The sequence below is a fragment of the Methylosinus sp. PW1 genome (assembly GCF_000745215.1).
Taxonomy (GTDB): Bacteria; Pseudomonadota; Alphaproteobacteria; order Rhizobiales; family Beijerinckiaceae; genus Methylosinus.
This window is the reverse complement of the sequence record NZ_JQNK01000008.1, coordinates 255,810-280,820: the sequence shown is the minus strand read 5'-3', so window position 1 is coordinate 280,820 and position 25,011 is coordinate 255,810. Positions and strand designations below refer to the sequence as shown.

30 protein-coding genes are annotated in these 25,011 nt (G+C 65.4%); 12 read left to right on the top strand and 18 right to left on the bottom strand.

Annotation, left to right across the window (positions count from 1 at the left end; genetic code table 11):
* The first annotated feature begins 108 nt into the window (after positions 1-108).
* The 4 genes from folE (at position 109) to K369_RS06835 (ending at position 3,273) form a co-directional block, all read left to right on the top strand.
* Entirely contained in the window at positions 109-738 is a 630-nt protein-coding gene (folE, locus tag K369_RS06850) for a GTP cyclohydrolase I FolE (RefSeq protein WP_018264614.1), read from the top strand.
* A gap of 21 nt (positions 739-759) precedes the next feature.
* Entirely contained in the window at positions 760-1,170 is a 411-nt protein-coding gene (gene hisI / locus K369_RS06845) for a phosphoribosyl-AMP cyclohydrolase (protein ID WP_036289483.1), read from the top strand.
* Positions 1,171-1,193: 23 nt separating this feature from the next.
* On the top strand, positions 1,194-2,132 hold the full coding sequence (locus K369_RS06840; protein WP_036289482.1) for a glutaminase: 939 nt from the start codon (positions 1,194-1,196) through the stop codon (positions 2,130-2,132).
* A gap of 109 nt (positions 2,133-2,241) precedes the next feature.
* On the top strand, positions 2,242-3,273 hold the full coding sequence (locus K369_RS06835) for a patatin-like phospholipase family protein (RefSeq protein ID WP_036289480.1): 1,032 nt from the start codon (positions 2,242-2,244) through the stop codon (positions 3,271-3,273).
* Positions 3,274-3,319: 46 nt separating this feature from the next.
* On the opposite strand, the gene K369_RS06830 is transcribed toward K369_RS06835, so the two are convergent.
* Together K369_RS06830 and K369_RS06825 are read right to left on the bottom strand one after the other, a co-directional pair.
* On the bottom strand, positions 3,320-3,751 hold the full coding sequence (locus K369_RS06830; protein ID WP_036289478.1) for a CBS domain-containing protein: 432 nt from the start codon (positions 3,749-3,751) through the stop codon (positions 3,320-3,322).
* Positions 3,752-3,814: 63 nt separating this feature from the next.
* The gene (locus K369_RS06825; RefSeq protein ID WP_036289476.1) at positions 3,815-4,594 is read right to left on the bottom strand and encodes a rhomboid family intramembrane serine protease; all 780 of its coding nucleotides are present in this window, start codon (positions 4,592-4,594) and stop codon (positions 3,815-3,817) included.
* 160 nt (positions 4,595-4,754) lie between these two features.
* On the opposite strand from K369_RS06825, the gene K369_RS06820 reads away from it, so the two are divergent.
* Entirely contained in the window at positions 4,755-5,351 is a 597-nt protein-coding gene (locus K369_RS06820) for a PAS domain-containing protein (protein ID WP_036290225.1), read from the top strand.
* Between the two features lie 51 nt (positions 5,352-5,402).
* Here K369_RS06820 and smbP read toward each other — a convergent pair whose 3' ends face one another.
* Together smbP and K369_RS06810 are read right to left on the bottom strand one after the other, a co-directional pair.
* The gene (gene smbP / locus K369_RS06815; protein WP_036290223.1) at positions 5,403-5,738 is read right to left on the bottom strand and encodes a small metal-binding protein SmbP; all 336 of its coding nucleotides are present in this window, start codon (positions 5,736-5,738) and stop codon (positions 5,403-5,405) included.
* Positions 5,739-5,887: 149 nt separating this feature from the next.
* Complete coding sequence (locus K369_RS06810; RefSeq protein WP_018264604.1) at positions 5,888-6,094, bottom strand: hypothetical protein; 207 nt, start codon at positions 6,092-6,094, stop codon at positions 5,888-5,890.
* A gap of 406 nt (positions 6,095-6,500) precedes the next feature.
* On the opposite strand from K369_RS06810, the gene K369_RS06805 reads away from it, so the two are divergent.
* Entirely contained in the window at positions 6,501-7,964 is a 1,464-nt protein-coding gene (locus K369_RS06805) for a hypothetical protein (RefSeq protein WP_036289473.1), read from the top strand.
* 69 nt (positions 7,965-8,033) lie between these two features.
* The gene (locus K369_RS06800; RefSeq protein ID WP_156967764.1) at positions 8,034-8,243 is read left to right on the top strand and encodes a hypothetical protein; all 210 of its coding nucleotides are present in this window, start codon (positions 8,034-8,036) and stop codon (positions 8,241-8,243) included.
* A gap of 8 nt (positions 8,244-8,251) precedes the next feature.
* On the opposite strand, the gene flgI is transcribed toward K369_RS06800, so the two are convergent.
* The 11 genes from flgI to motA form a co-directional block, all read right to left on the bottom strand.
* On the bottom strand, positions 8,252-9,346 hold the full coding sequence (gene flgI, locus K369_RS06795) for a flagellar basal body P-ring protein FlgI (RefSeq protein WP_036289469.1): 1,095 nt from the start codon (positions 9,344-9,346) through the stop codon (positions 8,252-8,254).
* Complete coding sequence (flgA, locus tag K369_RS06790; RefSeq protein WP_245278125.1) at positions 9,346-9,807, bottom strand: flagellar basal body P-ring formation chaperone FlgA; 462 nt, start codon at positions 9,805-9,807, stop codon at positions 9,346-9,348. Before flgA ends, flgI begins: the two co-directional genes overlap by 1 nt.
* Positions 9,807-10,595 (bottom strand): flagellar basal-body rod protein FlgG, encoded by a 789-nt coding sequence (gene flgG, locus K369_RS06785; RefSeq protein WP_036289465.1) that lies wholly within the window; start codon positions 10,593-10,595, stop codon positions 9,807-9,809. The genes flgA and flgG overlap by 1 nt, the downstream gene beginning before the upstream one ends.
* Positions 10,596-10,613: 18 nt before the next feature.
* Positions 10,614-10,934: a flagellar hook-basal body complex protein FliE gene (locus tag K369_RS06780; RefSeq protein WP_026598020.1), complete on the bottom strand. Its 321-nt coding sequence runs from the start codon at positions 10,932-10,934 to the stop codon at positions 10,614-10,616.
* Complete coding sequence (gene flgC / locus K369_RS06775) at positions 10,931-11,350, bottom strand: flagellar basal body rod protein FlgC (RefSeq protein ID WP_036289463.1); 420 nt, start codon at positions 11,348-11,350, stop codon at positions 10,931-10,933. The genes K369_RS06780 and flgC overlap by 4 nt, the downstream gene beginning before the upstream one ends.
* A gap of 6 nt (positions 11,351-11,356) precedes the next feature.
* On the bottom strand, positions 11,357-11,740 hold the full coding sequence (gene flgB, locus K369_RS06770; RefSeq protein ID WP_036289461.1) for a flagellar basal body rod protein FlgB: 384 nt from the start codon (positions 11,738-11,740) through the stop codon (positions 11,357-11,359).
* A gap of 72 nt (positions 11,741-11,812) precedes the next feature.
* Complete coding sequence (locus K369_RS06765; protein WP_036289459.1) at positions 11,813-12,898, bottom strand: EscU/YscU/HrcU family type III secretion system export apparatus switch protein; 1,086 nt, start codon at positions 12,896-12,898, stop codon at positions 11,813-11,815.
* A 13-nt stretch (positions 12,899-12,911) separates the two neighbouring features.
* Positions 12,912-13,937, bottom strand: a complete 1,026-nt coding sequence (locus K369_RS06760; protein WP_036289457.1) for a flagellar motor switch protein FliG — start codon at positions 13,935-13,937, stop codon at positions 12,912-12,914.
* A gap of 18 nt (positions 13,938-13,955) precedes the next feature.
* Positions 13,956-14,258, bottom strand: a complete 303-nt coding sequence (fliN, locus tag K369_RS06755) for a flagellar motor switch protein FliN (protein ID WP_036290220.1) — start codon at positions 14,256-14,258, stop codon at positions 13,956-13,958.
* Positions 14,259-14,382: 124 nt separating this feature from the next.
* Positions 14,383-15,330 carry a flagellar motor switch protein FliM gene (locus K369_RS06750; protein ID WP_051949172.1) on the bottom strand — a complete coding sequence of 316 codons (948 nt, stop codon included), beginning with the start codon at positions 15,328-15,330 and terminating at the stop codon, positions 14,383-14,385.
* A 5-nt stretch (positions 15,331-15,335) separates the two neighbouring features.
* Positions 15,336-16,205 (bottom strand): flagellar motor stator protein MotA, encoded by an 870-nt coding sequence (motA, locus tag K369_RS06745; RefSeq protein WP_036289455.1) that lies wholly within the window; start codon positions 16,203-16,205, stop codon positions 15,336-15,338.
* Positions 16,206-16,359: 154 nt separating this feature from the next.
* Between motA and flgF the strand changes: the two genes are divergently transcribed.
* From flgF to K369_RS06730, 3 genes are all read left to right on the top strand, one after another.
* A complete protein-coding gene (flgF, locus tag K369_RS06740; protein ID WP_036290215.1) occupies positions 16,360-17,082 on the top strand; it encodes a flagellar basal-body rod protein FlgF in 723 nt (240 codons plus the stop codon).
* Entirely contained in the window at positions 17,079-18,413 is a 1,335-nt protein-coding gene (fliI, locus tag K369_RS06735; protein ID WP_036289453.1) for a flagellar protein export ATPase FliI, read from the top strand. The genes flgF and fliI overlap by 4 nt, the downstream gene beginning before the upstream one ends.
* Positions 18,414-18,489: 76 nt before the next feature.
* On the top strand, positions 18,490-18,933 hold the full coding sequence (locus K369_RS06730) for a hypothetical protein (protein WP_036289451.1): 444 nt from the start codon (positions 18,490-18,492) through the stop codon (positions 18,931-18,933).
* Here the strand turns inward: K369_RS06730 and K369_RS06725 are convergent, their stop codons facing one another.
* Complete coding sequence (locus K369_RS06725) at positions 18,934-19,482, bottom strand: hypothetical protein (protein ID WP_036289449.1); 549 nt, start codon at positions 19,480-19,482, stop codon at positions 18,934-18,936. It abuts the gene before it with no gap.
* 191 nt (positions 19,483-19,673) lie between these two features.
* On the opposite strand from K369_RS06725, the gene K369_RS06720 reads away from it, so the two are divergent.
* Entirely contained in the window at positions 19,674-20,885 is a 1,212-nt protein-coding gene (locus tag K369_RS06720) for a hypothetical protein (RefSeq protein ID WP_245278124.1), read from the top strand.
* 13 nt (positions 20,886-20,898) lie between these two features.
* Here K369_RS06720 and K369_RS06715 read toward each other — a convergent pair whose 3' ends face one another.
* Positions 20,899-21,492, bottom strand: coding sequence for a transglycosylase SLT domain-containing protein (locus tag K369_RS06715; protein ID WP_156967763.1), 594 nt, complete (start codon positions 21,490-21,492; stop codon positions 20,899-20,901).
* On the bottom strand, positions 21,440-22,396 hold the full coding sequence (locus K369_RS27050; RefSeq protein ID WP_198033055.1) for a flagellar hook-length control protein FliK: 957 nt from the start codon (positions 22,394-22,396) through the stop codon (positions 21,440-21,442). Before K369_RS27050 ends, K369_RS06715 begins: the two co-directional genes overlap by 53 nt.
* A gap of 367 nt (positions 22,397-22,763) precedes the next feature.
* Between K369_RS27050 and K369_RS27045 the strand changes: the two genes are divergently transcribed.
* Entirely contained in the window at positions 22,764-23,279 is a 516-nt protein-coding gene (locus tag K369_RS27045; RefSeq protein WP_198033054.1) for a hypothetical protein, read from the top strand.
* Positions 23,280-25,011 lie beyond the last annotated feature (1,732 nt).

Below are 25,011 nucleotides of genomic sequence, written 5' to 3'. Positions count from 1 at the left end.
GGGGGGTTACGTGGAATCCTTCCACTGAGTATATAATTCCGCAGGCCGCGTTGAAAGCGGCCGTCTTCCCCGAAGTGGTCGGGCCAATCGTCTATCTGGAGGCGCCACATGGATGCCGTGGTTAAGTCCTTGCTCGACCGTAACGAGACGGCCGAGACTCCCGTCGAGCGCCCGACCCGCGAGGAAGCGGAGGCCGCAGTGCGCGTGCTGCTGCGCTGGGCGGGCGACAATCCCGAGCGCGAAGGCCTGAAGGAGACGCCCCGCCGCGTCGTGAAGGCCTATGAGGAATTCTTCCGCGGCTATCAGGAGGACGCCGGCGAGGAGCTGGCGCGCGTCTTCGAGGAGGTCGAGGGCTATGACGACCTCGTGCTGGTCCGCGACATACCGTTTTTCTCGCATTGCGAGCATCACGTCGTTCCTTTTGTCGGAAAAGCGCATATCGCCTATTATCCGACCGGCGGCGTCGTCGGCCTCTCCAAGCTGGCGCGGCTCGTCGACGTCTACGCCCGCAGGTTGCAGACGCAGGAAGCGATGACGGCGCAGATCGCCACCGCGATCAACCAGCATCTGACGCCGCGCGGCGTCGCCGTGCTGGTGGAGGCGGAGCATATGTGCATGTCCATGCGCGGCGTGATGAAGCAGGGCTCCTCCACGGTGACGGTGCAGTTCTCGGGCGTGTTCCGCGACGATCCGGCCGAGCAGGTGCATTTCTACACGCTGCTGCGCGGCGCCCGCTGACCGCTTCCCTGGGGAAATCCAATGTCCGCTCTGCCGCCGGCCGAGGCCCATGCGCTCGAGGAAGGGCTCGCCCTCGCGCCGCGCTATGACGCCCAAGGGCTCATCGTCTGCGTCACCGTCGAGGCGGCGACGAACGAGGTGCTGATGGTCGCCTATATGAACGCTCTGGCGCTCGAGAAGACGCTGGAGACCGGCGTGGCGCATTATTGGTCGCGCTCGCGGCAGAGCCTGTGGCGCAAGGGCGACACCTCCGGCCAGGTGCAGAAAGTGGTGTCGCTGAAGGTCGATTGCGACCAGGACGCGCTGCTGCTGGCGGTCGAGCCCGGCGGCGACGGCAAGGCCTGCCACACCGGCCGCAAATCCTGCTTCTATCGACATGTCGAGAATTTGGGCGAGAGCGGCGCTGCTCCCCGCCTCGTTCTCGACAGCTAAAAGCCGCGACGTCTGAGGCATAAGTGACCGAGCTCGAAACAGCCGTGCAGGAGATCGCCGCCGAAATGGCGGCGCGGCCGGACCGCGGCGAGGTGGCGAGCTACATACCGGAGCTGGCGGGCGTCGATCCCGGCGCTTTCGGCATTGTTGTCATCGACGCCGATGGAAACGCCGTCGCCGGCGGCGACGCCGACCTGCCCTTCTCGATCCAGAGCATATCGAAAGTCTTCACGCTGACGCTGGCGCTCGGCATGGTGGGCGATCTTCTCTGGCGGCGCGTCGGCCGCGAGCCCTCCGGCAATCCGTTCAACTCCATCGTGCAGCTGGAGCGCGAACGCGGCGTGCCGCGCAATCCTTTCATCAACGCCGGCGCCATAGCGGTGACGGATGTGATCCTGTCGGGCCATCAGCCGCGCGAGGCTCTGGGCGAGATTTTGCGCTTTCTGCAGTTTTTGGCCCAGGACGAGACGATCTATGTCGATCGGGCCGTGGCGGAATCGGAGAAACGCACCGGCTTTCGCAACATAGCGCTCGCCAATTATATGAAATCCTTCGGCGTGATCGCCAATCCGGTGGATTTCACGCTCGGCGTCTATTTCCACCATTGCGCCATCGCCATGACCTGCCGGCAGCTGGCGATGGCGGGGCGCTATCTCGCGCATTCGGGCCGTATCCCCTCCACCGGATCGTCGGTGGTCTCGCCCGAGCGCGCCCGCCGCATCAATGCGCTGATGCTGACCTGCGGCCATTATGACGGCTCCGGCGAATTCGCCTATCGCGTCGGCCTGCCCGGCAAAAGCGGCGTCGGCGGCGGCATATTGGCCGTCGCGCCCGGCAAGGCGTCCATCGCCGTCTGGTCGCCGGGCCTCGACGCCAATGGCAATTCCCATCTCGGGCGCATCGCGCTGGAGAAGCTGGCGCGGCGCATGGGCTGGTCGATTTTCGGAACCGAGCCAGCCTGAGCCGCAGCCGCCGGCGCCGTTAACCGCCCCGCTACTTTCAGCGCGCAGCCTTCCGCCCAATATAAGAAAAATCAGAAGACGGGCGGAGACGGTAGGCAGGAGAGGCGCGATGACGGCCTTTTTTCGCAATCCCTTCGACAGATGGGCGCCGGATGGCGGCGGCGGGGTCGATGCGCCGCCGATCGCGCGCGAGCCGACGCCCCCGCCCATGGCCACCCGGCCCAAGATCGGCCTGGCGCTGGGCGCCGGCGCCGCGCGCGGCTGGTCGCATATCGGCGTGCTGCGTGAATTGGCGGCGCATGGGATCGTGCCGGATGTCGTCGCCGGCACCTCCATCGGCGCCGTAGTGGGCAGCTGCTACGCCGCCGGCAAGCTGGACGCCGTGGAGGCCTTCGCGCGCTCCATGACCAAAAGGCGCGTGTTCACCTTTATGGATCTGTCCTTCTCGGGCATGAGCCTCATCGGCGGCGAACGGCTGCGCGCGGCGCTCGAGAAGGAGCTGACCGACCTCTCGATCGAGGATCTGCCGGTCCGCTTCGCCGCCGTCGCCACCGAGGTCGGCACGGGACACGAGGTCTGGCTGAAGCGCGGAGCGCTGGCGCCGGCCGTGCGCGCCTCCTACGCCCTGCCCGGCATTTTCGAGCCCGTGCGCATCGGCGACCGTTGGCTCTTCGACGGCGCGCTCGTCAATCCGATTCCGATCACCGTCTGCCGGGCGCTGGGCGCCGATTTCGTGATCGCGGTGAACGTCACCGCCGACACCATGTATCGCTCCCATGTGATCCACGATCATCACGCCCATGCGGGCGGCGGCCGCGCCAAAGAAAGCGCGCCCTTCGCCGACGCCTCGGAGCCGGGCCTCGCGGCGCATCTTCTGCCGCGCTATTTCCAGCGCCGTCCCGGCGCAGCGCCCAATGTCGCGGCCTCGATGATCGACGCGTTCAACATCATCCAGGACCGCATTTTGCGCTCGCGCATGGCGGGCGATCCGCCGGACGCCACCATCCATGCGCGTCACGAGGATGTCGGCATGTTCGACTTCCACCGCGCCGAGGAATTGATCGAGCTCGGCCATGAGGCGACGAGGCGCTCGCTGCCCAACATCTTCGCCCACATACCGCTCGTCGGCGCGACGCCGTGAGCCGCTGCCGAGCGGCTCCGGCGTCACCCTCGCGGAGCGGCGGCTCTCAGGCCGTCGCTATATAAGCGCGAAGCTCCTGGCGCTCGGACTCGATCTCGTCGATCCGGCATTTGACGACGTCGCCGATCGAGACGAGGCCGGCGAGACGCCCCTCGCGCAGAACCGGCAGATGACGGCGGCGCTCCACCGTCATCGCCTCCATCGTCGCTTCCAGCGAATGATCCTCGGCGATCGACATGGGATCGGCGGTCATGAAGCGCGCGACCTCATCGCGGAGCGCCTCGACGCCGTAACGCGCAATGGCGCCGACGATGTCGCGCTCGGTGATGAGGCCGACGACCTCGTCATCGGCGCTGACGACGACGAGCGCGCCTATGCCGCGGCGGGTCAGCTCCTCCGCCACTTGCAGCAATGTCCGTCCAGGCGCGATGGTGACGACCTCGGCTCCCTTGCGGGCGAGTATGCGGGCGACATTCATATGAAATCCCTCCCCTCTCGCTAGTTTATCTCAGCGCTCCCGACTTGCGGCTAGCTGTTGCGGTTACTCACGGCCTCCCTCGCGACGATCGAAGGCGCCGAACAGGAGAAGCCCCGCCACAAAGCCCCCGACATGCGCCTCCCAGGCGATCTGCTCCGTCGACCCTGCCGCGCCGGGGAACAGGCCGAAGATCAGATTGGCCGCGAACCAGAGACCGACGAAGGCGAGCGCGCGCCGGTTGGACCAGAGCTCGGCGAGGCTCGACGCGCGCCGCGACGCATAGGCCCCCCCGATCCGCGAATCCTGGGCGAAAGCGAAACGCGCGCTCGCCGCCATGGTTCCCGAGATCGCCGCCGAGGCGCCGACGACCGGGCCGAGGTCGAAAGGATGGATCGCAAAATGCGCGGCAGCGCCGGCCGCCGCCGTCAGCGCCAGAAAGGCGAGGAAGCGCGCCGCGCCGAAACGGCGCGCCAGCGGCGAGCCGAAGGCCGCCAGCGTCACGCCATTGACGGCGAGATGCGTCCAATTGGCGTGCAGCAGCGCATAGGTGACGAAGGTCCACCAGGGCAGGCGCTCCGCGCCCAGAGCCTCGGCCACGTCGCCGGCCTCGACGCCCGGAGCCAATTGCCCCGCTATGGAGCGCATGAAGGCGTCCGGCGCCAAAACGATCGAGATGCGTCCCGGAACGAAAGCCAGCGCGGAGAAGATCTCGGAGACCGTCGCGCCCGGCAATGCGCCGAGCGCGAACTGAATCGCCGCCAGCACGGCGAGCAGCGCCGTGACTTCGCCGGGCAGATTGAGGATTTTCTCCCTCTGGGGCCTCGCCTCGAAACGATCGTTCATCTCAGAGCCCGTCCTCGGCTCGCCAGAGCCATTGCGCGTGGTTACCGATTTCTTGCCGCTGGCATGCGGCCTGCTCTTCAGCTCTCGCCGCTCGGGGGCGGGCGGCAGGGCGCGCCGATTCGACGCAAAGTCCTTCACGATACGCCGTTTTGGAAACAAAATGAGACACAAGGTCAACCAGCAACTCTACGCCTATTGGAGCCGCTTGAAAGGGGCGCGATCGGCGCCAGAGCGATCCGAGATCGACCCGGCGGAAATTCGCGAGGCGCTGCCCGATTCCTTCATCATCGAGATCGACGAGGCGGGGCGCTTTCCGATCCGCCTGTGCGGCACGAGGCTGAATGCGCTATGGCTCGACGAGCAGAAGGGGAAGTCCTTTCTCGATCTGTGGTCTCCCGAGGACCGCCGGACGCTCGCCTCGGTCATGCTGACCGTCATCGACGGGGTGGCTCCCGTGGTCGCGGGAGTCGAAGGACGCGCCGGGGACGAGGGCGACGTCTTGGAGCTCGAGCTGCTCTTGCTGCCGCTGCGTCATTTCGGCAAGACGCATTCCCGCGTTCTCGGCGCCATCGCGCCCGCGCGCCGACCGCGCTGGCTCGGCGTCGCGCCCGCCCAACCGCTGCGGCTGACGTCCTTCCGCGTCATCGCGCCGAGCGAGGCGCATTTTCGTCTTTCGGAGCCGGTCGGGCGCCGCGTGGTGCGCCCCGCCGCCTCCGGACGGCCGGAGCTGGTGCTCTATCGGGGCGGAAAGGCATGAAAAATCAGCAGCGCGCCCCCAAGGAGGGGCGCGCCGACCTGGGGCGAGAAATTACTTCGCGACCTGCTTGAGCTCCGCGTCGGCGGCCTTCACATGCTCGGCGGCCTGCGCGAGATGGTTCTGCCGGGCCTCGTCGATGGTGGCCTTCAGATGGTCGATCGCCGCGGCGAGATGCGCGTCCGGCTTGAACTTCTGCAGCGACTCGGCCTTCTCCAGCGCGAGATCGGCATGATAGGCGAGAAGCCCCGTATCCTTCAGCTTGACCTGAGTGATCGCTTCCTCGACGTGGTTGGAGGCCTGATCGAGCCGGTCGTCGGCGCGGGCGATCGTCGAGGCGAAAAGCGCGCCGCCAAAAGCGAGCGTGAGAGCGGCGGTTTTGAGCTTCATGGTCGTTTCCTCATGATCCGGCGGCGCGCGTATCGTCACTGAACGTTTCGATTTAATCGCGGCCGCCGATGATCGTGTCCTGCATTTAAATGCAATTGGGGGCGCCTTGCTAGCCCGTCAGTAGGATTTTCCGCAGCGCCCCTCGCCGCTCACCAGAATTTCAACGCGGCGAGCAGACCTTTTTGCGCGACCTGGCGGTCCTGCTCCTTGAGCTCGAGGAAGATCTGCCGCGCGCTGGCCCGCAGATCCAGCAGCTGCTCGTCCGAAATGTCGAAATCGACCGACGCCGACCGCAATTCGCGGCGCGCCGAATCGAGCTTTTCCTGCAACAGGGCGATCAGGGAATTCTTTGCCATTTTCTTGCTCTCTCACTCGCTTGGGCGAGCCTGAGAGCGGGAGCGGAAGAACGCTCGAATTCCCTTTGCGGGCCTCAATCAGATTCGCCGGTCGGGCCTGCATCCGAGGCCCTCGGTTCTTTTGAACGCTCACGCTCGAGCGTCGGCGCCGATTATCTTTGAAGTTTCGCCGATCCGCAATCCGGCCGCCGAGCCCCTCGAAAGCTACGCGAAGCCCGCTCGGCGACGCCACGTCGGTAGCGTATAAATATTGCACAGAAGCTTGAATCTGCTTGGTGATCGAGGCTCGGCGCTGCGCAAATCCCCCAATGGCGAAGCCGCGCCGCATCGATAGATTCGCTCTCGTCGATTCAACGCGTTGCGTCGCGCCTGCCGCGTTTTCGCCTATTCCCGACCAGGACTTCCCATGACATTCGCTCGCTGCGGCCTCGCCGCCGCGGCCGGGCTCGCGGCCATATTGGCGTCGCGAGGCGCGGCCGCCCATTGCATGATCGGCCCCCGCATGATCCCGATGACGCTGGCCATAGACACGCCCTGCGTCATGGATGATTTCATGCCCATGGCGATGGGAACGCGAAACGGCGATCACACGCGCGAGCTCGACGTCCCGCTGATGCTCTCCAAGCGCATCACCAAGAATTTCGGCGTCACCATCGCCGGCACATGGGCGCGCATGTGGATGCCGGAGAACCTCTCCTACATGGGCATGATCATGGATCATCACATGACGCCCGACGGCGCGATGATGATGATGCCCATGCTGATGCCGATGGGCATGTACATGCCCGGCATGACGATGAGCGGCTGGCAGAATCTGCAGACGACGTTCAAATATCAGCTGCTCACCGACAAGAAGAGCGAGCTCGTCGTCTCGGCGGGACTGTTCGTCGATTGGGGCGGCGTCGGCAATCGCTCGGCGGGCGCGCCGGGCTTCACCACTCTGGTTCCGTCGCTATGGATCGGCAAAGGGTTCGGCGATCTGCCGGAAGAATTCGGCTGGGCGCGCGCCTTCGCCGCCACCGGGCAATTCGGCCTGCGCCTGCCGACATGGCGCCGCACCCTCGCCTATTCGCTGAGCGGCATGAGCCCCGCTGGCGCGGACATGTCCGGCATGCTCAATTCCGTGATGGACATGTCCTGCATGAACATGCCGGCGCCCTTCACATTCGACATGACCATGGCAATGCCGAGCATAGACGAGTGCCGCCACTCGCCGACCTTCGCCTATGGCGCGAGCCTGCAATACAGCTTCTCCTATTTGAAGAAGACGCTGAAGGTCGATCTCGGCGTCCCCGATTTCGTCTATGAGCTCAACCCGATCGTCGAGGTTCAGTTCCGCACGCCGCTCTCCGGCGTGCGCACGACCAGCCTGCCGCCCTATTACGGCGTGGAGCTGACGCCCAATAATCAAAGGGTCTTCGCCACCTCTCCCACTTCGGCCTCGACGGTCGGAACCGTCAATCCCGGCCTCGTCTGGATGGGCGACAAGATCCAGATCGGCGCCGAGGCAATCATTCCGATCAACCGCCAGAGCGGGCGCGCCGTGGGCTGGATAGCCTCGATCGACTTCTCGCTGCAGCGCCTGTTTCCAGACACTCTGGGCAAGCCGCTCATCCAAATGGCCGGCGATGAGGAAGAGGATCACGACCACGATCATGGCGAACATGACGGCCACGATCATGAGGGCCACGATCACGAGAGTCACGATCATGGCGCTCCCGAGCATGGCGCCGGTCACGATGGCCACGCGAAAGGAGCCGGAAGCCATCGTGGCCATGGCGGCCATCGCGGCCATGCTGCGCATCACGGAACAGGCGCGGCCGCGACCGAAGGCCGGCTGGAAAGCTCCAGCCATCGTCACGCGCATTGACGCCACTACCTCCGGACGGGCTCCGCGCCCAAATGAGGCGTGGAGGCCGATCGCATAGCGGAGGAGAATATGGGCGATCAGATCGAGCTTTCGCTCACGCTCGAGCGCGTCGATGCAGCGACGCTGCTCGAGAGCCTCGAGCGTCAGCTAGAGGCGCTGCAGCAGATCGAGCACGCCGATGGCGACGAGCTCTATTCCGCGGCGCAACGTGAGAAAAGCGCCATCATACCCGTCATTATGGCGCTGGAGAGCGCCTTGCGCGCGAGCCGCTCACACTAAAGTCTCCATCACTGAATGACGAGGTCCGCCTGCAAGGCGCCGGCCGTCTTGATCGCCTGCAGGATCGAGATGATTCCTGTCGGCTTCAGCCCGATCTGATTGAGCCCGCGCACCAGCGTGCGCAATGTCGGCCCTTCCAGCGTGGCGACGCCGCCGACCTCCTCGGTCGCGGTGATGCGCGTCTGGGTCGTCACAGTCGTCCTGCCATTGGAAAAAGGCGCCGGCTGCGAGACCTCCGGCGTCTCGTTGATGCGCACGGTGAGGCCGCCATGCGTCAATGCGACGGGCGAGATCTTCACATCCTGGCCGATCACCACAGTGCCGGTGCGCTCGTCTATGACGACGCGCGCAGGCGTGCTCGGTTCGACGCGCAATTCGCCGATCTCGGCGAGCAGGCGGGTCGCGCCGCCGCGCGTCGTCGTCAGCGCGATGGTGCGATTGTCGCGCTCACGCGCGATGCGCTGATGATATTTCGCCTGCGAGTAGCGGTTGATCGCATCGACGATTTGCACCGCCGTCTGGAAATCCGGATTGCGCAGCTCCAGCATCAGCGCGCCATCCTCGCCGGAGGGACGCGGCGCCTCGCGCTCGATCGTCGCGCCATTGGGCACGCGCCCCACAGTCGCGACGCCATGCGTCAACGTCTCGTTCTGGCCGCCGACGGCGAAGCCCGACACCGCGATCGGGCCTTGCGCGATCGCATAGACATTGCCGTCTATGCCGGTGAGCGAGGTGAGCAGCAGCGTACCGCCCATCAATGACGTCGCGTCGCCCATTGCGGAAACGGTGATGTCGATCGTCGAGCCCCAGCCGACGAAGGGCGGCAGCGCCGCCGTCACCATCACCGCGGCGAGATTGCGCGTGCGCAGCGCGCTGTTGCGCACATTGACGCCGAGACGATCCAGCATCGACGACACCGATTGCTCGGTGAAAGGCGCATTGCGCAGCGTGTCGCCCGTGCCCTGCAGGCCGACGACGAGGCCATAGCCGAGCAGCTGATATTCCCGCACGCCGCGCGGAAAAGTGATGTCCTTGAGCCGCACCGAAGCGAGCGCCGGCGCGCTCATCAGCACGAGCAGAGCGATCGCGACGAGCCTGCGCATCAGCCCTCGCTCACGCGGATGGAGCCATCCGCCTGGACGCGGCCAGTGACGATGAGCCCGCTATCCTGATTGCGCACGCGGATGAGATCGCCGACCGAGCCGGCCTGCAGAGCGGAGCCGTAAGCGACGATGACCATGCCGCCTTCATTGAAGACGATCTTCACCGAGGCATTTATCGCGACGACCTTGGGCGCATCGACGGCGATCGTCGGAACCGGACGATCCGGCAGCAGCGTGCGCCGCGCGACCTTGCCGATGAGCGCGCCTTTCGTCTCCGCGACCGAGCCATCCGCGCCGCCGCCGAGGCCGAAGGCGCGCTCGCCGAGCATGGATTCACGAATGACGTCGCCGGGATAGATGACGCCCAACGGCACGGGAAGCATGCGCTCCTCCGCGCCGAGCGGCGAGAGGCCGCAGGCGACCGCGGCCAGCACGAGAGCGACGAGCCGCGGCGGCCGCATCATCTGATTCCCTTCGAGACAGTGCCTTCCATCTCGTCGACCGCTTGGATCACCTTGGAGCTGAGCTCGAAGGCGCGCTGCGCGGAGATGAGATTGACGAGCTCCTTGACCGGATCGACATTCGAGCTCTCGAGATAATATTGGCTGATCGTGCCGAAGCCCGGATCGCCCGGCACGCCGACGACCGGCGCGCCGGAGGCGACCGTCTGGCGGAAGAGATTGCCGCCCAGCGCCTCGAGGCCCGATTCATTGGCGAAATTGGCGATGGTCAATTGGCCGAGCTGCTGCGGAGTCGTCTGCCCGCCTATGGTGGCCGAGACGATGCCCGATTGATTGACCGTGATCGCGGTGGCGTTGTTCGGAACGACGATGGTCGGCGTCACCAGATAGCCGTCGCCCGTCACCAATTGTCCGTTGGCGTTGGTGCTGAAGGAGCCGGCGCGCGTATAGACGGTCTCGCTGTCCGGGCCGACGATCTGGAACCAGCCGCGGCCTTGCAGCGCGAGATCGAGCTGATTGCCCGTCTGCGACAGCGAGCCTTGCGTCTGCAGGCTGCGGATCGCCGCGAGACGCACGCCGAGGCCGGTCTGCGAGCCTTCCGGAATCGTCGCGTCGCGGCCGCGGTTGGACACGCCCTGAAGCCGGTCCGCCTGATAGAGCAGATCGGTGAATTCCGCGCGGGAGCGCTTGAACGCGGTCGTGTTGATATTGGCGATATTGTTGGAGAGAACTTCGATATTCTGCTGCTGGGCGTTCATGCCCGTGGCCGCGATGGCGAGCGCTCGCATGGTTCTACCGATCCTTGTTCAAATCGTCATCCGGCTGATTTCCTGATAGGCGCCGACCGCCTTGTCGCGCACCGCGATCGCCGTCTGCAAGGCGCGCTCGGCGGACATGATCTCGTCCACGACCTGCTGCACAGAGGCTTTGCCTTGCACGCCGGCGATGGAGGTCGCCTCGCTCGATTTCACCTTGTCGACGACATCCGTCGTGAGCTGATCGAGCACTTGCGAGAAGGACGCTCCGTCGACAGACGAAGCGGCTGCGCTCTTCGTCGCGCCGCTCAGGGCCGAGACGCCGGCGTTGGAAGCGACGGATGCGACGATTCCGGGGACGAGTCCGATCATTGGCTTCCCTTCAGCAGATCGATCGTCATGGAGAGCAGCTCGCGCGTCTGCTTCATGACTTGGAGATTGGCCTCATAGGCGCGATTGGCTTCGCGCATATCGGCGACTTCGGTGAGAATATTCACATTCGGAAACTTCACATTGCCGTCCTTGTCCGCAGCCGGATTGCCCGGATCATGCTCGACGCGAAACGGCGCGCGATCGACGCCGACCGCGCCGACATGAACCAGCTCGGCGCCGCTCGCGCGATCCAGCTCATTGGCGAAAGTGACGGTCTTGCGCACATAGGGATTCGCGCCCGCGGTCTGGCCCGTGGAGCGCGCATTGGCCATATTCTCCGCGACGACGCGCAGGCGCGAGGATTGCGCCTCGAGACCCGCGCCGGAGATTTTCATGGAGGCTTCGAGAGCGTCCATCTCACATTATCCCTTCAACGTCGCCATCCACATTCCGTGGAACGACTTCATGATGCTGGTGCTGAGCGAGAAGGCGCCGCGAATCTGGCCCGACTTCATCATCTCCTGCTCGAGGCTGACCGAATTGCCGGAGAGGCTCGTCTCCCAATTCGCGCCTTCCTTCGGCGAGGACGCGCGCGGATCGAATGCCGCTGTCTGAATATGCAGCCCATTGGTGCCCGCGAGCTCCAAAGCGCTGTGATCCAGAACCTTGGAGAAAGGCGCGACATCGACCGCCTTGTAGCCGGGCGTGTTGGCGTTGGCGATGTTCTGGGCGACCACCGATTGACGCGCAGAGAGCCAGCTCCGCTGCTTTTCGACGAGATCGAAGAGATAAACAGGCTCGACCATGATGCCTCGCGCCGATTTGGTAACGGAAAATTAGCCGTTCGGTCTTGCGTCAAGCTGGACTTGCGCCAGCAATCAGCGAGACGCAGGACGCGACGCCTGACCGCTGTTATGCAGAAAATGAATGAGCTCGGCGATCGGACGATAGAATTCCGACGGGATCATCCTGTCGACATCGACATGATCGTACATCGCGCGCGTCAGCGCCTGACGCTCGAGCACGGGAACGCCGTTCGCCTCGGCGATCTCCCTGATCTTGAGCGCGATCAGATCGGTTCCCTTGGCGACGACGAGCGGCGCGCCGCCCTCCTCGCGCACATAGCGCAGAGCAATCGCGTAATGGGTGGGATTGGCGATGACGAAGGTCGCGCGCGGAACCGCCGCCATCATGCGCTTGCGCGAGCGATCCAGCGCTATGGAGCGCAGGCGCGCCTTTATCATCGGATCGCCTTCCGATTGCCGATGCTCCTCCTTGAGCTCCTGGCGGCTCATGCGCATGTCGCGCCGCCACTTCATGCGGCTCCAAGCGAAATCCGCCATGGCCAGCAGGACGACCGGAATGCAGACGACGCTGGTGAGGCGAATGACGAGCTTGAGCAGCAGGCCCGGCACCTGGCCGGGCTCGACGCGCATCGCATCGATGATGAGCCCGCGGTCGACATTGAGCGAAAAGATGACCGCGCCTGCGATGATGATGATCTTCGCCACCGATTTGGCGAGCTCTACGAGGCCCGTGACGCTGAAGATGCGCTTCAGTCCCTCACGCGGCGAGATGCGCGAGAGATCGGGCTCGATACGCTGGAAGACGAGGCGCGGCGAGCCCTGAATGAAAGCGGCGACAAGCGCCGAGACGATGAACATCCCGAGAATCGGCGTCAGAAATCGCGCGGTCTCCAGCACCACCACTCGCGACTGCATATACGCGTCGGCGCCATTGGCGACAGCGAATTGGCCGACATTGCCGAGCATCAATCCCAGCGCGCTGGCGAGCTGCGGGCCGACCGTCTGAACGACGAAGACGGAACAGAGCAGAAAGGTGAGAAAGAGCGTGGCGACCGAGAGATCGCGCGATACGGGAGTCTTGCCTTGCTCGAGCGCGTCGAGAATCTTCTTCTCTGACGCCTCTTCTGTTCGTGATTCGTCGTCTTCCGTATCGCTCATCGATCAGAGGCCGTCATTCGGCGGCCTCCTCCGGAGCCGCGTTGGACAAATCGATCTTGCCCTGCTCTGCGAGCCGCAGAACCGTGTCGGCGATGATGCGGCGCGCCTCCATGATATCGCGACGCGGCGGCGACGCGCCGCTGGAGAGCTCCGCCTCCACCATGCGCCGCGTGCGCGCAGAGAGCGCCGCGAGCACGAAGTCGCGAACGTCCACCTCCGCGCCGCGCAGCGCCAGAATGACACGATCGGCGGGAATGGCGTCGAACAGAATCATGCGGGCGCGGACAGTGAGCTTGGTAATGTCCTCGAAGTTGAACAGCATGCCCTTCAGCGCTTCGGCGTCGCGCGGGCGGCGTTCGGACAGGCTGCGCAGCACGCCTTCGGCATGCTCTCGCTCCATCTTGTTGATGATCGCCGCGAGCTTGGCGTTCTTCGCCGCCGAGGCGGTCGCCGCCGAATTCTGCAGGAGATCCTCCTGCAATGTCGTCTCCACCAGCCGAAGCGCCTCATCGCTGACGGGCTTGGACGACAGCATGCGGCGCATCACATCGTCGCGGAAGTCGGGAGGCAGCACGGACAGCGTCTTGGCGGCGCGCGCCGGATCTATCCGCGACAGCGTCAACGCCGCCGTTTGCGGATGCTCCATGGCCAGATATTCGATGAAGGTCGCCTCCGGCGCGGCGCCGACGCGATTCCACACTGCGCTGTTGGAGCTGCCGAGCACATCCGACATGATCTCGGCGATCTGATCCGGCGGTATCACGCCCGCCAGCAGCTTCTCCGCCTCGCCCGCCGTGCCACGCAGATCAGAGCCGCCGCTCTCGAGCTGCGACATGAAATCTTCGATGAGCGGCTCGATCATGCTCGCCGGAACCGCGCCGAGGCCGGCGGCGAATTTGGTGATCTGCCGCAGCTCGTTCTGATCGAAATGCTTGAGAACGCGCTGCGCCACATCCTTGTCGACCGACAACAGCAGCGCCGCGACTTTTTCCGGGCCGTTGAGCGTGCGGCCTGCATCGGCCGCAATCAGATTGGTCATCGCGGGCTCCCGCCTCCGTCACATGCGCCGCGCGCCGCTCCCAGGCTCGATGATCTCGGTGAGCGAGACCCCGAAGCGCGTATTGTCGTCCTCGACGACGACCACCTCGCCGCGCGCGATGAGACGTCCATTGACGACGACATCGACCGGCTCGCCGATCTTCTGGTCCAGCGGCACGATGGCGCCGCGCCCGAGCTTCAGCAGATTGGAGACCGGCATGGTCACGGAGCCGATCACCACCTGCATGACGACCGGAATGCGCAGAATCGATTCGAACTTGCGCGCGTCGATCTCGGGCTCGCGCGCACGCTCCTCCATCATCAGATCTTCGCCGATCGCGCGCGAGCCGCCGATCAGCCTCTCGAGCTCCTCGCTCTTGGAGCTCTCCAAATCGAACTCACCCATGTCGATCTCTCCATTGTCGACGCCGCAATCGCGCCAGCGCTCATCCGCGCAGCACGTCGTCGATGAATTCCTGCTGCTGATCGACGAAATCGTCGATGCGTATCGTGTAGGAGCCGTCCTTCTGGCCGATCTCGCACCAGAACAGCGACTGCCCTTCGCACATCAGCGCGACGAGACCCGTCGGTGAGACCGGCAGCTCGATGACCTGGCCGACCTCGAAGCGGGCGACGTCCGCGAGCGTGAGATCGCTCTTCTCCATCACGGCGCTCAGCGTAACCTCGGTCTCGGTCACGCGCTCTTTCATCCGCTTCGCCCATTGCGGATCCGTCGCCGGCGCCGATTTCGGCGCCTCTTGCGACAGGGCGTCGCGCAGCGGATCGAGCATCGCCTGCGGAATGACGATGAGCAGCGCGCCCTCGGCTCCGAAGGCGCTCAGCCGGCAACGGCAAACGACGCTGAAGCCGCCGCTCTTGCGCGCCGCGCCTGCGGGTTCCGCCCGCGCTTCCGCCGGCTCGAGCGTGAAGCGCGCTCCGACGAGCGCGGCGAAAGCCGCCTGCAATGAATTGGTGACGCGCGAGAAGGCCAGCATGCCGACGCGCGTCTCGATCGTCGTGAGCTCGCGCTCCGCGTCGTAAGGCGGCTCCGAGCCGTCGGAGCCGAACAATCCCTCGAGCAGCGTGAACACGAAGCGCCGGTCGGCGGCGATGATCGTCTTGGCTTCTGAATCGACGCCCGCGACATAAGATGCGGCGAGCGCGGCGCGCTCCGTCTCGAGCGCTATCTCGCCGGCCCGCGCGATCGTCATCGTCTCGACGGCGAATTGCATCGCGCCTTCGGCGAGACCACGCATCGAATCCTGTACCTGCGACGCCATGGCGTCGAACACCGCTCGCAATAGCGGCATGCGATCGAGCGAGGGGCCGCCGCCCGAGAGCAGACGCTCCCTCACTCCCTGCGAGGCGAATTCCACGGCTCCATCCATGCTCATGCCGATCACGCCGCCTCGGCGGCGCCGCCGGAGAGCGTCTCGTTCTCGACCTCGTCGATCGAGGGACGCTCGTAGGCGGGAATGGATTTACGTCCATGCTCGACCGCCACTTGCGGCATGGCGCCATTCATGAAGGCGAGCAGCGTTTGCTTGACGATGACGTAGAGGTGGCACTCTTTGCTACGCGCCACCTTCACCTTGAAGGCGAGCGGCGTGACAATGCCGTAGGAAACGAAGATGCCTGCGAATGTGCCGACCATGGCGGCGCCGATGAGGCCGCCGAGCAGCTCCGGCGACTGATCGAGCGCGCCCATCGCCTTGATGACGCCGAGCACGGCCGCCACGATTCCGAGCGCCGGCAGGCCGTCGCCGACCGAGGTAAGCGCATGATAGGGCTTCAGCCGATCGTAGCGAATGGCGGCGATCTCCTCGTCCATCAGCGCCTCGATCTCGAAAGTGCGGACATTGCCGATGATGAAGAGACGGCAGTAATCGCAGATGAAGGTGGTCATTTCCTTATTGGCGAGCACCTTCGGAAACGCCGTGAAAATCTTCGATTCCGCCGGATTGTCGACATGCGCTTCGACCTCGTTGCGCGGCTTGCTGCGCAATTCGCGCATCAGAGCGTGCAGCAGTCCGAGTATGTCGAGAAAGTCGCGATGCTTGGGGCCTTTGTCCATGACCGCCTGGCCGAGCGCCTTGCCCGTGTCCATGATCACCTTGGTCGGATTGGCGACGACGAAAGTGCCGAGCGAGGAGCCCATGATGATCACGAACTCCCATGGCTGCCATAGCACGATCAAATGGCCGCCCAGCGCCGCGAAGCCTCCGAACATGCAGCCCATCGTGATGATCAGCCCGACGAGAAAGCCCATGACGCCAGTCTCCGATGGAAATTCGTATTAACGAATTAGTCACCCTCCCTTGCGCGAGGCTGACATTTTCTTTCAGCTTCACGCAAGCAAAACCGGTCAGCTTCACGACGGAGCGGCGCGATGCGGCCGCAGCGCAGGCACGGACCTCGACAACATGCAATCGGCCTTTTACGTGTCGCTTTCGGCGCAAGTCTCCGTCGACAAGCGGCTGGAGACACTCGCCAACAATATCGCCAACGCGGCGACGCCGGGCTATCGCGCCGATGGCGTGAGCTTTCAGCAGGTCGTTTCCGAAACGGACACGAGCAAGACCGCCTATGTGTCGGCCGGCAAGGATTTCGTCTCGCGCGCCGTCGGCGAGCTCACCAAGACCGGCGATCCTTACGATATCGGCATTGTGGGCAAAGGCTTTTTCGCCATACGCACGCCGAATGGAACCGCCTACACGCGCGACGGCCGCATGCGCATGACGGAGACCGGCGATCTGCAGACCGTCTCTGGCTTTCCGATTCTCGACGCGGGCAATTCCGCCGTCGTGCTCGATCCCAATGGCGGCCCGCCGATGATCTCGCGCGACGGCATGATCACCCAGAGCGGTCGCCAAGTCGGCGCCGTCGGCCTTTTCACCCTCGACGAGACCGCGGATTTGGCCCGCGGGCCAAACGCCAGCCTCATTCCCTCCAAGCCGGCGACAGCGGTGCTCGACTTCGTGCGCAATGGCGTGCAGCAAGGCTTTATCGAGAGCTCCAATGTCAATCCGATTCACGAGATGGCCAAGCTGATCGCCACATCGCGCGCTTTCGACAGCGTGAGCTCGATGAACGACATGCTCGACAGCTCGCAGCGTGAGGCCATTCGCACGCTCGGCGGCTCATGACCTCGCTACAGCGGCTCCGCACGGCGGTCGAGCGCGACCAGCGCCGCGCCGATCACATTCGCGTCTTGGGCCTCGTGACCGAGGTGACGCCGTCGCATTGCCGCGTCAGCGGCCTCTCCGATTTCGTCGAGCTCGGCGAATGCGTGCGCATCGGCGCGCCGCCGGACGGCGCGCTGGGACAGGTGGTGCGCGTCGGCAGGGACGGCGCGATCGTCAAATCCTTCGACAATCGCGTGCGCATCGGCCTGAACTCACCGGCCTATCGCGCGGGGCCGATCTCCGTCGCGCCCAGCGCCGATTGGGCCGGGCGCGTTCTCGACGCCTTTGCGCGACCGATCGACGAGCGTGGCGCGCTCTCCGACGGCGACACGGCCTTCGACGTCGACGCCTCCGCGCCCAAAGCGATGCGGCGCGGCCGTGTGAGCGTGCCCGTGCGCACCGGCGTCAAAGCCGTCGATTGCTTCACCCCGATCTGCGCCGGCCAGCGAATTGGCATTTTCGCCGGCTCCGGCGTCGGCAAATCCACCTTGCTGGCCATGCTGGCGCGCGCGCCGGGCTTCGACACGGTGGTAATCTGCCTCGTCGGCGAACGGGGTCGTGAGGTGCGCGAATTTCTGGACGAGGTGCTGGCCGGACAGACGAGCGAATCGATCGTCGTCGTCGCCACTGGCGACGAGAGCCCGATGATGCGGCGTCTCGCGCCGCTGACCGCGACCACCATAGCTGAATATTTTCGTGACATCGGCCGCAATGTTCTGCTCATCGTCGATTCCGTGACGCGTTTCGCGCATGCCTCGCGCGAGGTGGCCTTGGCCGCTGGCGAGCCGCCGGTGGCGCATGGCTACACGCCGAGCATATTCGCCGATATTCCGCGACTGCTCGAGCGCGCCGGGCCTGGCGAGGAAGGACGCGGATCGATCACCGGCGTCTATTCCGTGCTCGTCGACGGCGACAATCACAATGATCCGATCGCCGATTGCGTGCGCGGCACGCTGGACGGCCATATCGTGCTCGACCGCGCCATCGCCGAGCAAGGACGCTATCCGGCGATCGATCTCAAAGCGTCGATCTCGCGCCTCGCGCATCACGCCTGGAAGCCGGAGCAGCGGCATCTCATCCAGAAGCTCCGCGCTCTCGTGTCGCGCTATGAGGATACGCGCGACTTGCGCATGCTCGGCGGCTATCAGCGCGGCGCGGATTTGGAGCTGGACCAGGCGGTGCAGCTCGTTCCAAAGCTCTATGAGGCGCTGACGCAGTCGCCCCAATCGCCCCCGAGCGTCGACCCTTTCCGCGAGGTGGCGGACAGGCTGCAGCACGCGACGCACGGCTGACCGGCGCGCTCGCCCGATCAACCAATCTTTCATTCCTTCGCGGTCATGATCCCGGCGCTGCCTGCGGCCCGGGACCATGACGAATTTCGCGACCATTCTCGATAGCCTGGAAAAAGCGTCCCGCCCCGCGGAGCGCGACGCCGGGCCTGTGCGTCCCCCGCCAATGGGAACGCTGCTGCGCGAGAAGGCGGCGCCCTCGCCGCTATCGCAGGAAGATCGCGCGGCGCGAATATCTCGCGCTTATGGCGCCGATCCCGCAATACCGCAGGAGCCTCCGCCCGCGCCGCCGCAGCCGAAGGTCGCACGGCTGCCTGAGCGTGAGGAGGTTCTCGTCGAGCTTCTGCGCGCCGAAGGCTCGATCGCGAAGCTCGGCGCGCTACGTCGACGCCTCGCCTGGGCCTGCCACCCGGATCGCCAGGAGAAATCGCGCGCGCGGCAAGCGGAGCGCCTGCTCGCGGAGTTCAACGCGCAGATCGACCAGGCTGTCGCGCGAGCCAATGCGCGCGCCGCCCGGCGCTGATCACTCGCCGATGACGACTCCGGCGCTGGAGACCAGCGCCCATTTCTCGCCGCGACGCTCCAGCGCGGTGATGCGGCCGAGCCCCTCCACGAGATCGCCCGGCGACACTTTGATGATCGCATTCGGGGTCTGCAGCAGAGCGACTCCCGATCGCACGCTGAGCAGCGCGAATCCGGGAACGCCGGCCTCCGATTGCGGCTCGCCGATCGAGCCGACGGGCGTGAAGTCGACCTTGCCGCGCTGATCGGCGATCTGCGTCTGTATGCGCTTGGAGGCGATGACCGTGGGGCGGCTGTAGATGGCGAGATGCTCGAGACCGGCAAATTGCGGCCGCCGTTCCGCATCCGAGATCATATAGCCGGCGAAGGCCGTCGACACGACCGCGAGAGCGACCCCGACAGTACGCAGGGCAAGCTCGCCGATATCGCGCGTCGGGCGCGTCGGCGGCGTGCGGCGCTCCGCGAAGAGATGCGGCGGCGCGATCTTCGGCTTGCCCAGCGTCGCCGCGCGACGCGGGCCATCGGAGCGAAATGTCGGAGCGTCAACCATGCGACCGTTCCTCGAATCGATGAACTAGAAATGGATAGCTCAAAATCGAGCAAAGTTGAATCGAGCTGCAAAATTTCGACAAGCTTCGGGAAATGTTGGCTCGTTAGCTATCTCATCGGACGCGAGCCGCGTCGACGGCGGAGGATGCGCCGAGTTCCGTTCGGCGATCGGAGCGGGCAGACGGTGAATTAATGCGTATCGAGCAATCGTCGGATCCCATGAATGCGCTGCCGATCGGCCTCGCCAAGCTGACGAGGCTGGCTTTCGCCGGCGTCGATCTGAGCCGCGTCGCCGGCCGCCTGCTCGGCATGTGCGAGCGCGACCCGAACCACGCCGGCGCGCTGATGGATCTCGCGGTCATCGATCAGCTCGAAGGCAATCTCGCAACCGGATTGAAGCGGCAGGCTATGGCGCTGAGCAAGCAGCGCGTGTTCCGCAGCACCTGCTGCGGCGCCAATCCGAGATTGCGCGTTCTCGCATTCGTCGCCGCCGCCGACATAGGCGCCAACACGCCGCTCGAATTTCTGCTGGAAGGCTCCGACATCGCCTTGACGATGGTCTATGTGATGCCCGGTCGCGAGCTGCCCACCGTCCTGCCGGATCATGATCTCGCCTTTGTCGCGATCGCGGCGACGAGCCTCAATCGGCGCCTGCTCGCCGAGCTCGAGGATCTGCTCGCCTATTGGCCGACGCCGGTCGTCAACCTTCCCGGCCGCGTCTCCATGCTGGAGCCGATCGAGCTCGCCGCCAATCTGACGGAAGCCGGGCTGCGCACGCCTATTCTGCGTCGCATGCTGCGCAACGAGCTGCGCGACGTCGCCGAGTCGAGCGCGGCCGACCGAAGCTTTCCGATCGTCATCCGAGCGATCGAGCAGCGCAATGAGCGCGGCGCCGAGAAGATCGACACGGCGCTCGGCCTCGGCCTCTATCTCGGGAAGCGCTCGGACCGGGCCTATCTCGTGTCGCCATTCGTCGATTGCCGTGGACGGGACGGTCTCTATCGAAAAATCCGCCTGCTGTTCATCGACCGACGCCCCTACGCCTGTCATCTCGCTGTGTCCGAGGGCTGGAATGGCTCCTATGTCGATGCGCGAATGGAGGCTGATCTGCGGCGCCGGCGCGAGGAAGAGCATTTCTTCGCGACATTCGACAGCGACTTCGTGACGCGCCATTCGGACGCCTTCGAGGCGCTGGTGGAATGCGTCGGCCTCACCTATTTCGGCGTGGATTGCGCCGAGACGGAGAGCGGCGAGCTGGTCGTGTTCAAGGTCGATCACACGCTGCTGGTCCACGACATGGATCCTGTCGACGTGTTCCCCTACAAGCCGCCGCAGATGCGCAAGATATTCGACGCCTTCGCGTCCTATCTGCATCGCGCCGCGGTCGAGGGCGAGCGACGCTGAGCGCCAGCCGCGCTCAGCGCGACGCGGCTTCGCGCCGCGGGCGGCAGAAATCCCGCGAGGCGTCTGTCCAGGCGCCGAAACCGCTAGCGATCATGTTGGCGATCACCGCGCACACATAGCTCTTCTGCGCCGGCGCATTCTTCGGCCCTGCGTGATAGCGCGCGACGGCCGAGGTCCATGTCCCTTCCCGCTTGTGAAGATCCTTGAGGAAGCGCGCCGCATAATCGACGTTGGCGCGCGGATCGAACATCGCCTCGACGCTGGCGAAGCGCGCGCCGTGATAGTGATGATTGACCTGCATGCAGCCGATATCGATGAGCACGGCGCCGGAACGCTTCGCCGCGAGAAATCGCATCATCGCCTCGTGGAAATCGGCGCTGAACACGGCGCGCCCTTCGACATTCATCGCAAAGGCGTTGAGCGCGCCCTTCTGTCCCGTCTCGGTGAGCGCCACCGCATAGAGCACGGCGAGAGGAACCGCATTCTCATTGGAAGCGCGGATCATCTCCCTTTCGCAAATATTGCTCGATATCGGCCGGCCCTCGGCGTGCGCCTCACAGATAGACGTCGCCGCCGCGGCGATCAGCGACGCGGCGAGGCTCGCCATTCGGCGCCCGATCGCCATTCTCCTCGCTCGCGCCTTGCCTGCGATCACCGCCCGATCCCCCATAGCCCGCTCCCTGTCGACCGACGCTCTGCTCCTCGCGTCCGCCTCCGCCAGCTTGCGCGAAGCCCGCGCCATTCTCGGGCGCGGCTTGCGCATTGGCGCCGCCGGCGGCGGTCGGGCCGATCTGTATGGTGCAGGAGTCGATCGTGCAGCCGGACGACTGCATCGCCTCGACGAGCTTCTCACGCGTCGCATCGAGCCGGTGCAGCGCCTCGGTGGACTCGACGCTGATGCGCATGTCTATTCCCGAATGCGCCAGCTTCATCTTCACAGTGACCGCGCCGAGCGCTGCAGGCTCGAGCTCTATGGTCAGAATTTTGGGCGAGACGCTCTGTCGCTGCGCTTCGCCGACGTTCGCGGCCGCCGCCGCCGTTACCGTAGCCGAAGGCGCCAGAGAAGCAGAAGCGATCAGGCTGCGCGCTTGCGGCGCGAGCAGCTCAGCGAAAGCCGTCGGCAATTGTGTCGCAGGCGCGAGAATGGCGAGCGTTCCGATCGGCTCCTGCGCAGCAGCGCCCGCTCTATCATCGACCGTCGCGGCGCTCGGCGCTGCGGATACATTCGGCGCATCGCCCGCCACGGCAGACGTTATCGTCGGCGTCGCCACATTGTCACGCGCGTCGAATGTCGCGGCTCTCATGTCGACGGACGGCGTCGGCCAATCGGCAGTCGCCGCCGCGGGGCGGCGATCCGAACTTCCGTCGCCGCTGGATGAGCCGGCTTCGACGCTACGCGCATCGCCGAATGAAGTTGCGACATTGGTAGGATCGACGGACTCCGCCACGGTCGATGCGCTCGCGCGCCAATCATTGGCCGAAATTCGATCACTCGACCGAACGGCGCTCATACGATCGCGCTGTGGCGGGGATGCGGTCGGCGCGGCGCCCGACGCAACGAAGGCCGCGCGCGGCGCATCGCCACTGGAGGGAGACGAAGAGGCTTGGATCTGCGCCGCGCCTGTCGATGCGGCCGGCGCTCGATCATCGCTCTGGATGTGATCCGCCAGCGCCGATGCGGGCGCGCGATCGTCGATCGACCCTATGAAAGAAAGATCTCGCGCTCGCCCATGATCGGCAAGCGCGCTGGGAGTCGGCGCGGACTGTGAGGCGCCGGCATCCGACGAACGCCGCGCAACCTGCTGCGGAGCGCCGGAGTCTGCGGCGCTCGCAACAGAGGATGGCGTGGCGCGCGATGCGGCGGCGACGGACCGAGCAATGTCCGCGGCAGGCGTCGAACGGCGCCTTTCGCTCGAGATCTGCGAATCGGGCGTGGTCGTTGCGGTCGCGACATATCGCTGCGACCCGCCCGTGTCGGCGGTCGCCATATCCTGCTGCGGCATAGACAGCGATGGGCTCGGCGTATCCGCAACGGGCGGCTCGGTCGCGGCGCTAGCGGTTCGATCGACTTGCGCGCGGCGATCCAACGCCACGCCCGAGAAACTGGACGCGCGCGTCGATGCGGAGCTCGTCGTCCCCGTCCAGTCCGAGCGCCGATCATCGACATCGACCAATGTCACAGGAACATCGCTTCGGCTACGATCGGAGGTTTCGAAAGACGTCGCCTTCCGGCGGGCGGAAGCGTCCGCGGTCGTCACCTCGCCATATGCGCGCGATTGGATCGCCGCCGCGCGTGCTGACGTGTCCTGCACAATCGGCTCGGCGCTGTCCGGCGCAGTGCGTGCGCCGTTGCCGACGGCGAATTCCGCGATCGGCGAAGCAGGGCTGGCATAAGCGCGCATCGAAGTCGGAACAGCTTCAACCACGGGGTCAAGCCGATCCAACGGCGTCGACGTCGTTGACGCTTCGTCTAGTGAAACAGATGAAGCCGAGGGATCGATGTCGATGCGCGCCGACGGAGCGACGACATTCGCTTTGTCTGCTTGCGCGACTGAGACGCCGCCGAGATCGTCGGACGGAATCCCGCGCGTGTCAGGAGCAGGAGCCGCATAGAACGTCGAGGGCGCGAGCTCGGATTGCGACGAAACGCTCGTCGATCGAGCCTGCCGAAGGGAATCGGATGCCGACGGCGCCACATCGCCGCGAAGCTCGAAGGGCGCGAACGACTGAGCGCCAAAATTGGACGCGACTGAAGGCGTCGATTCTGGAGCGTCAGACGACCACTCCCAGTTCGCAACATCTGTTGAATGCGGAGCAGCCGCCGCGAAAGCGTCTCCCTGCAAATCGACAGACGAGGGCGCTACCGCGGCGCGCCGGCCCTGCCAGAGCGAGGATCGATCAGCGGCTGCAATAGCGCTGTCATCTGAGGATGTCCGCGCCGAGCGAGGCGCCGACGCGGGGCTCGATGACACGGATGGCGCGTAAGCGTTCTCGCCTCTAGCGGAATCGATTTGCGCCGAGGAAAGCGATGCAGCGAGGTCCGCAGTTGGAGTCGGCGCATTGGTTTGCGAAGACGCGGGAGCCGATGGACGCGCGGCAGCACGCAAATCGAACGGCGCGAATGCGCTCGTGCGAGCGATCGGCGCCTCCGGAGCGCGCTCGTCCGAGCTTCGCGCGGGCGACTGGGTCTGCGTCTGCATCTCGAGCGCAGACGACGCCGAACGTACGGGAGCACCATCCGAATCATACGCCGCGGCGGAATCCGGGCGCGCATCCACGGCGGCGGCTCGCGGCGCGATCGACGTCTTCCCGGACGGCGATGTGGAGGCCGGAAGCGGCTGTCTCTGCGTCGTCGCTTCATTCTCGTCGAGCGGCGCAGAAGTGTCATTCGGGACGGACGCGGAAGCGGCGAGCTCCGACACGGCAGACGCTTCTATCGCCGATGAGCGCCCGGCCCCGAGTGTCCCGATGGGCGTCGAAAATGACGCCGAGCCGTTCGGCGAAGCAAATCTTACGGATGTCGCTTGCGGCGTCGCTGTGGGTGATGTGCTTGGCTGAGCGATCGGCGCGCCGAGCGAAGTGGCGGACATCTTATCGCCCGATACCGGCCGGCTCGCACGCCGGATGTCGATAGCTTCTGTCGGCGCCGATGAATCCGGGATCTCGGGATCGACTCCGATGAGGCGCGCCGACAAACGATTGTCGAGTCCTTTCTCCCCGCTCACCTCGCCAGCGGACGGCGCCGAAACAGTCGCATCGACGTGGACGAAATTCGCACGCGAGGAGGCTTCCGCGCGCAGAGGTTCCGCGACCAAAGTCGCGACCGACGAAGCGGCTGCAGATTGCGGCGCGATGTCCTCTCGCGTGGTAGATTGGTCCGACGGGAGCGCTTCGGTCGGCGGCGTTTGCGAACTCGTCGGCCCAACCATGGACGAGGCTCGCTGCGGCGCGGCCGCGGCGGACGCAAGCCCCGGCGAGACAACCGCAACCGGAGCGCTGAGTGGATCGGGAATCGTCGCGACAACAGCTTTTTCGTCGTCTGATGCGCGACCGCTGAGATTGCGCGACATCACGACATTGGCCGCCGAAGCGATGGCGTTCCGCAGATCGCTTTTGTCGGCCTGCT

Bases quoted from the DNA above. Each gene is read 5' to 3' on its own strand.
- K369_RS06725 (WP_036289449.1), bottom strand. From the start codon at position 19,482: ATGGTTGACGCTCCGACATTTCGCTCCGATGGCCCGCGTCGCGCGGCG.
- smbP (WP_036290223.1), bottom strand. From the start codon at position 5,738: ATGAAGCTCAAAACCGCCGCTCTCACGCTCGCTTTTGGCGGCGCGCTT.
- K369_RS06720 (WP_245278124.1), top strand. From the start codon at position 19,674: ATGCGTATCGAGCAATCGTCGGATCCCATGAATGCGCTGCCGATCGGC.
- hisI (WP_036289483.1), top strand. From the start codon at position 760: ATGTCCGCTCTGCCGCCGGCCGAGGCCCATGCGCTCGAGGAAGGGCTC.
- K369_RS06715 (WP_156967763.1), bottom strand. From the start codon at position 21,492: ATGGCGAGCCTCGCCGCGTCGCTGATCGCCGCGGCGGCGACGTCTATC.
- K369_RS06830 (WP_036289478.1), bottom strand. From the start codon at position 3,751: ATGAATGTCGCCCGCATACTCGCCCGCAAGGGAGCCGAGGTCGTCACC.
- K369_RS06730 (WP_036289451.1), top strand. From the start codon at position 18,490: ATGACGAATTTCGCGACCATTCTCGATAGCCTGGAAAAAGCGTCCCGC.
- K369_RS06750 (WP_051949172.1), bottom strand. From the start codon at position 15,330: ATGAGCATGGATGGAGCCGTGGAATTCGCCTCGCAGGGAGTGAGGGAG.
- K369_RS06800 (WP_156967764.1), top strand. From the start codon at position 8,034: ATGGGCGATCAGATCGAGCTTTCGCTCACGCTCGAGCGCGTCGATGCA.
- flgI (WP_036289469.1), bottom strand. From the start codon at position 9,346: ATGCGCAGGCTCGTCGCGATCGCTCTGCTCGTGCTGATGAGCGCGCCG.
- folE (WP_018264614.1), top strand. From the start codon at position 109: ATGGATGCCGTGGTTAAGTCCTTGCTCGACCGTAACGAGACGGCCGAG.
- flgC (WP_036289463.1), bottom strand. From the start codon at position 11,350: ATGGACGCTCTCGAAGCCTCCATGAAAATCTCCGGCGCGGGTCTCGAG.
- K369_RS06810 (WP_018264604.1), bottom strand. From the start codon at position 6,094: ATGGCAAAGAATTCCCTGATCGCCCTGTTGCAGGAAAAGCTCGATTCG.
- flgA (WP_245278125.1), bottom strand. From the start codon at position 9,807: ATGCGGCCGCCGCGGCTCGTCGCTCTCGTGCTGGCCGCGGTCGCCTGC.
- K369_RS06765 (WP_036289459.1), bottom strand. From the start codon at position 12,898: ATGAGCGATACGGAAGACGACGAATCACGAACAGAAGAGGCGTCAGAG.
- K369_RS06835 (WP_036289480.1), top strand. From the start codon at position 2,242: ATGACGGCCTTTTTTCGCAATCCCTTCGACAGATGGGCGCCGGATGGC.
- K369_RS06825 (WP_036289476.1), bottom strand. From the start codon at position 4,594: ATGAACGATCGTTTCGAGGCGAGGCCCCAGAGGGAGAAAATCCTCAAT.
- K369_RS06780 (WP_026598020.1), bottom strand. From the start codon at position 10,934: ATGATCGGACTCGTCCCCGGAATCGTCGCATCCGTCGCTTCCAACGCC.
- fliN (WP_036290220.1), bottom strand. From the start codon at position 14,258: ATGATGGAGGAGCGTGCGCGCGAGCCCGAGATCGACGCGCGCAAGTTC.
- K369_RS27050 (WP_198033055.1), bottom strand. From the start codon at position 22,396: ATGAGCGCCGTTCGGTCGAGTGATCGAATTTCGGCCAATGATTGGCGC.
- flgG (WP_036289465.1), bottom strand. From the start codon at position 10,595: ATGCGAGCGCTCGCCATCGCGGCCACGGGCATGAACGCCCAGCAGCAG.
- motA (WP_036289455.1), bottom strand. From the start codon at position 16,205: ATGGGCTTTCTCGTCGGGCTGATCATCACGATGGGCTGCATGTTCGGA.
- flgB (WP_036289461.1), bottom strand. From the start codon at position 11,740: ATGGTCGAGCCTGTTTATCTCTTCGATCTCGTCGAAAAGCAGCGGAGC.
- flgF (WP_036290215.1), top strand. From the start codon at position 16,360: ATGCAATCGGCCTTTTACGTGTCGCTTTCGGCGCAAGTCTCCGTCGAC.
- K369_RS27045 (WP_198033054.1), top strand. From the start codon at position 22,764: ATGTCCGCGGCAGGCGTCGAACGGCGCCTTTCGCTCGAGATCTGCGAA.
- fliI (WP_036289453.1), top strand. From the start codon at position 17,079: ATGACCTCGCTACAGCGGCTCCGCACGGCGGTCGAGCGCGACCAGCGC.
- K369_RS06820 (WP_036290225.1), top strand. From the start codon at position 4,755: ATGAGACACAAGGTCAACCAGCAACTCTACGCCTATTGGAGCCGCTTG.
- K369_RS06760 (WP_036289457.1), bottom strand. From the start codon at position 13,937: ATGACCAATCTGATTGCGGCCGATGCAGGCCGCACGCTCAACGGCCCG.
- K369_RS06805 (WP_036289473.1), top strand. From the start codon at position 6,501: ATGACATTCGCTCGCTGCGGCCTCGCCGCCGCGGCCGGGCTCGCGGCC.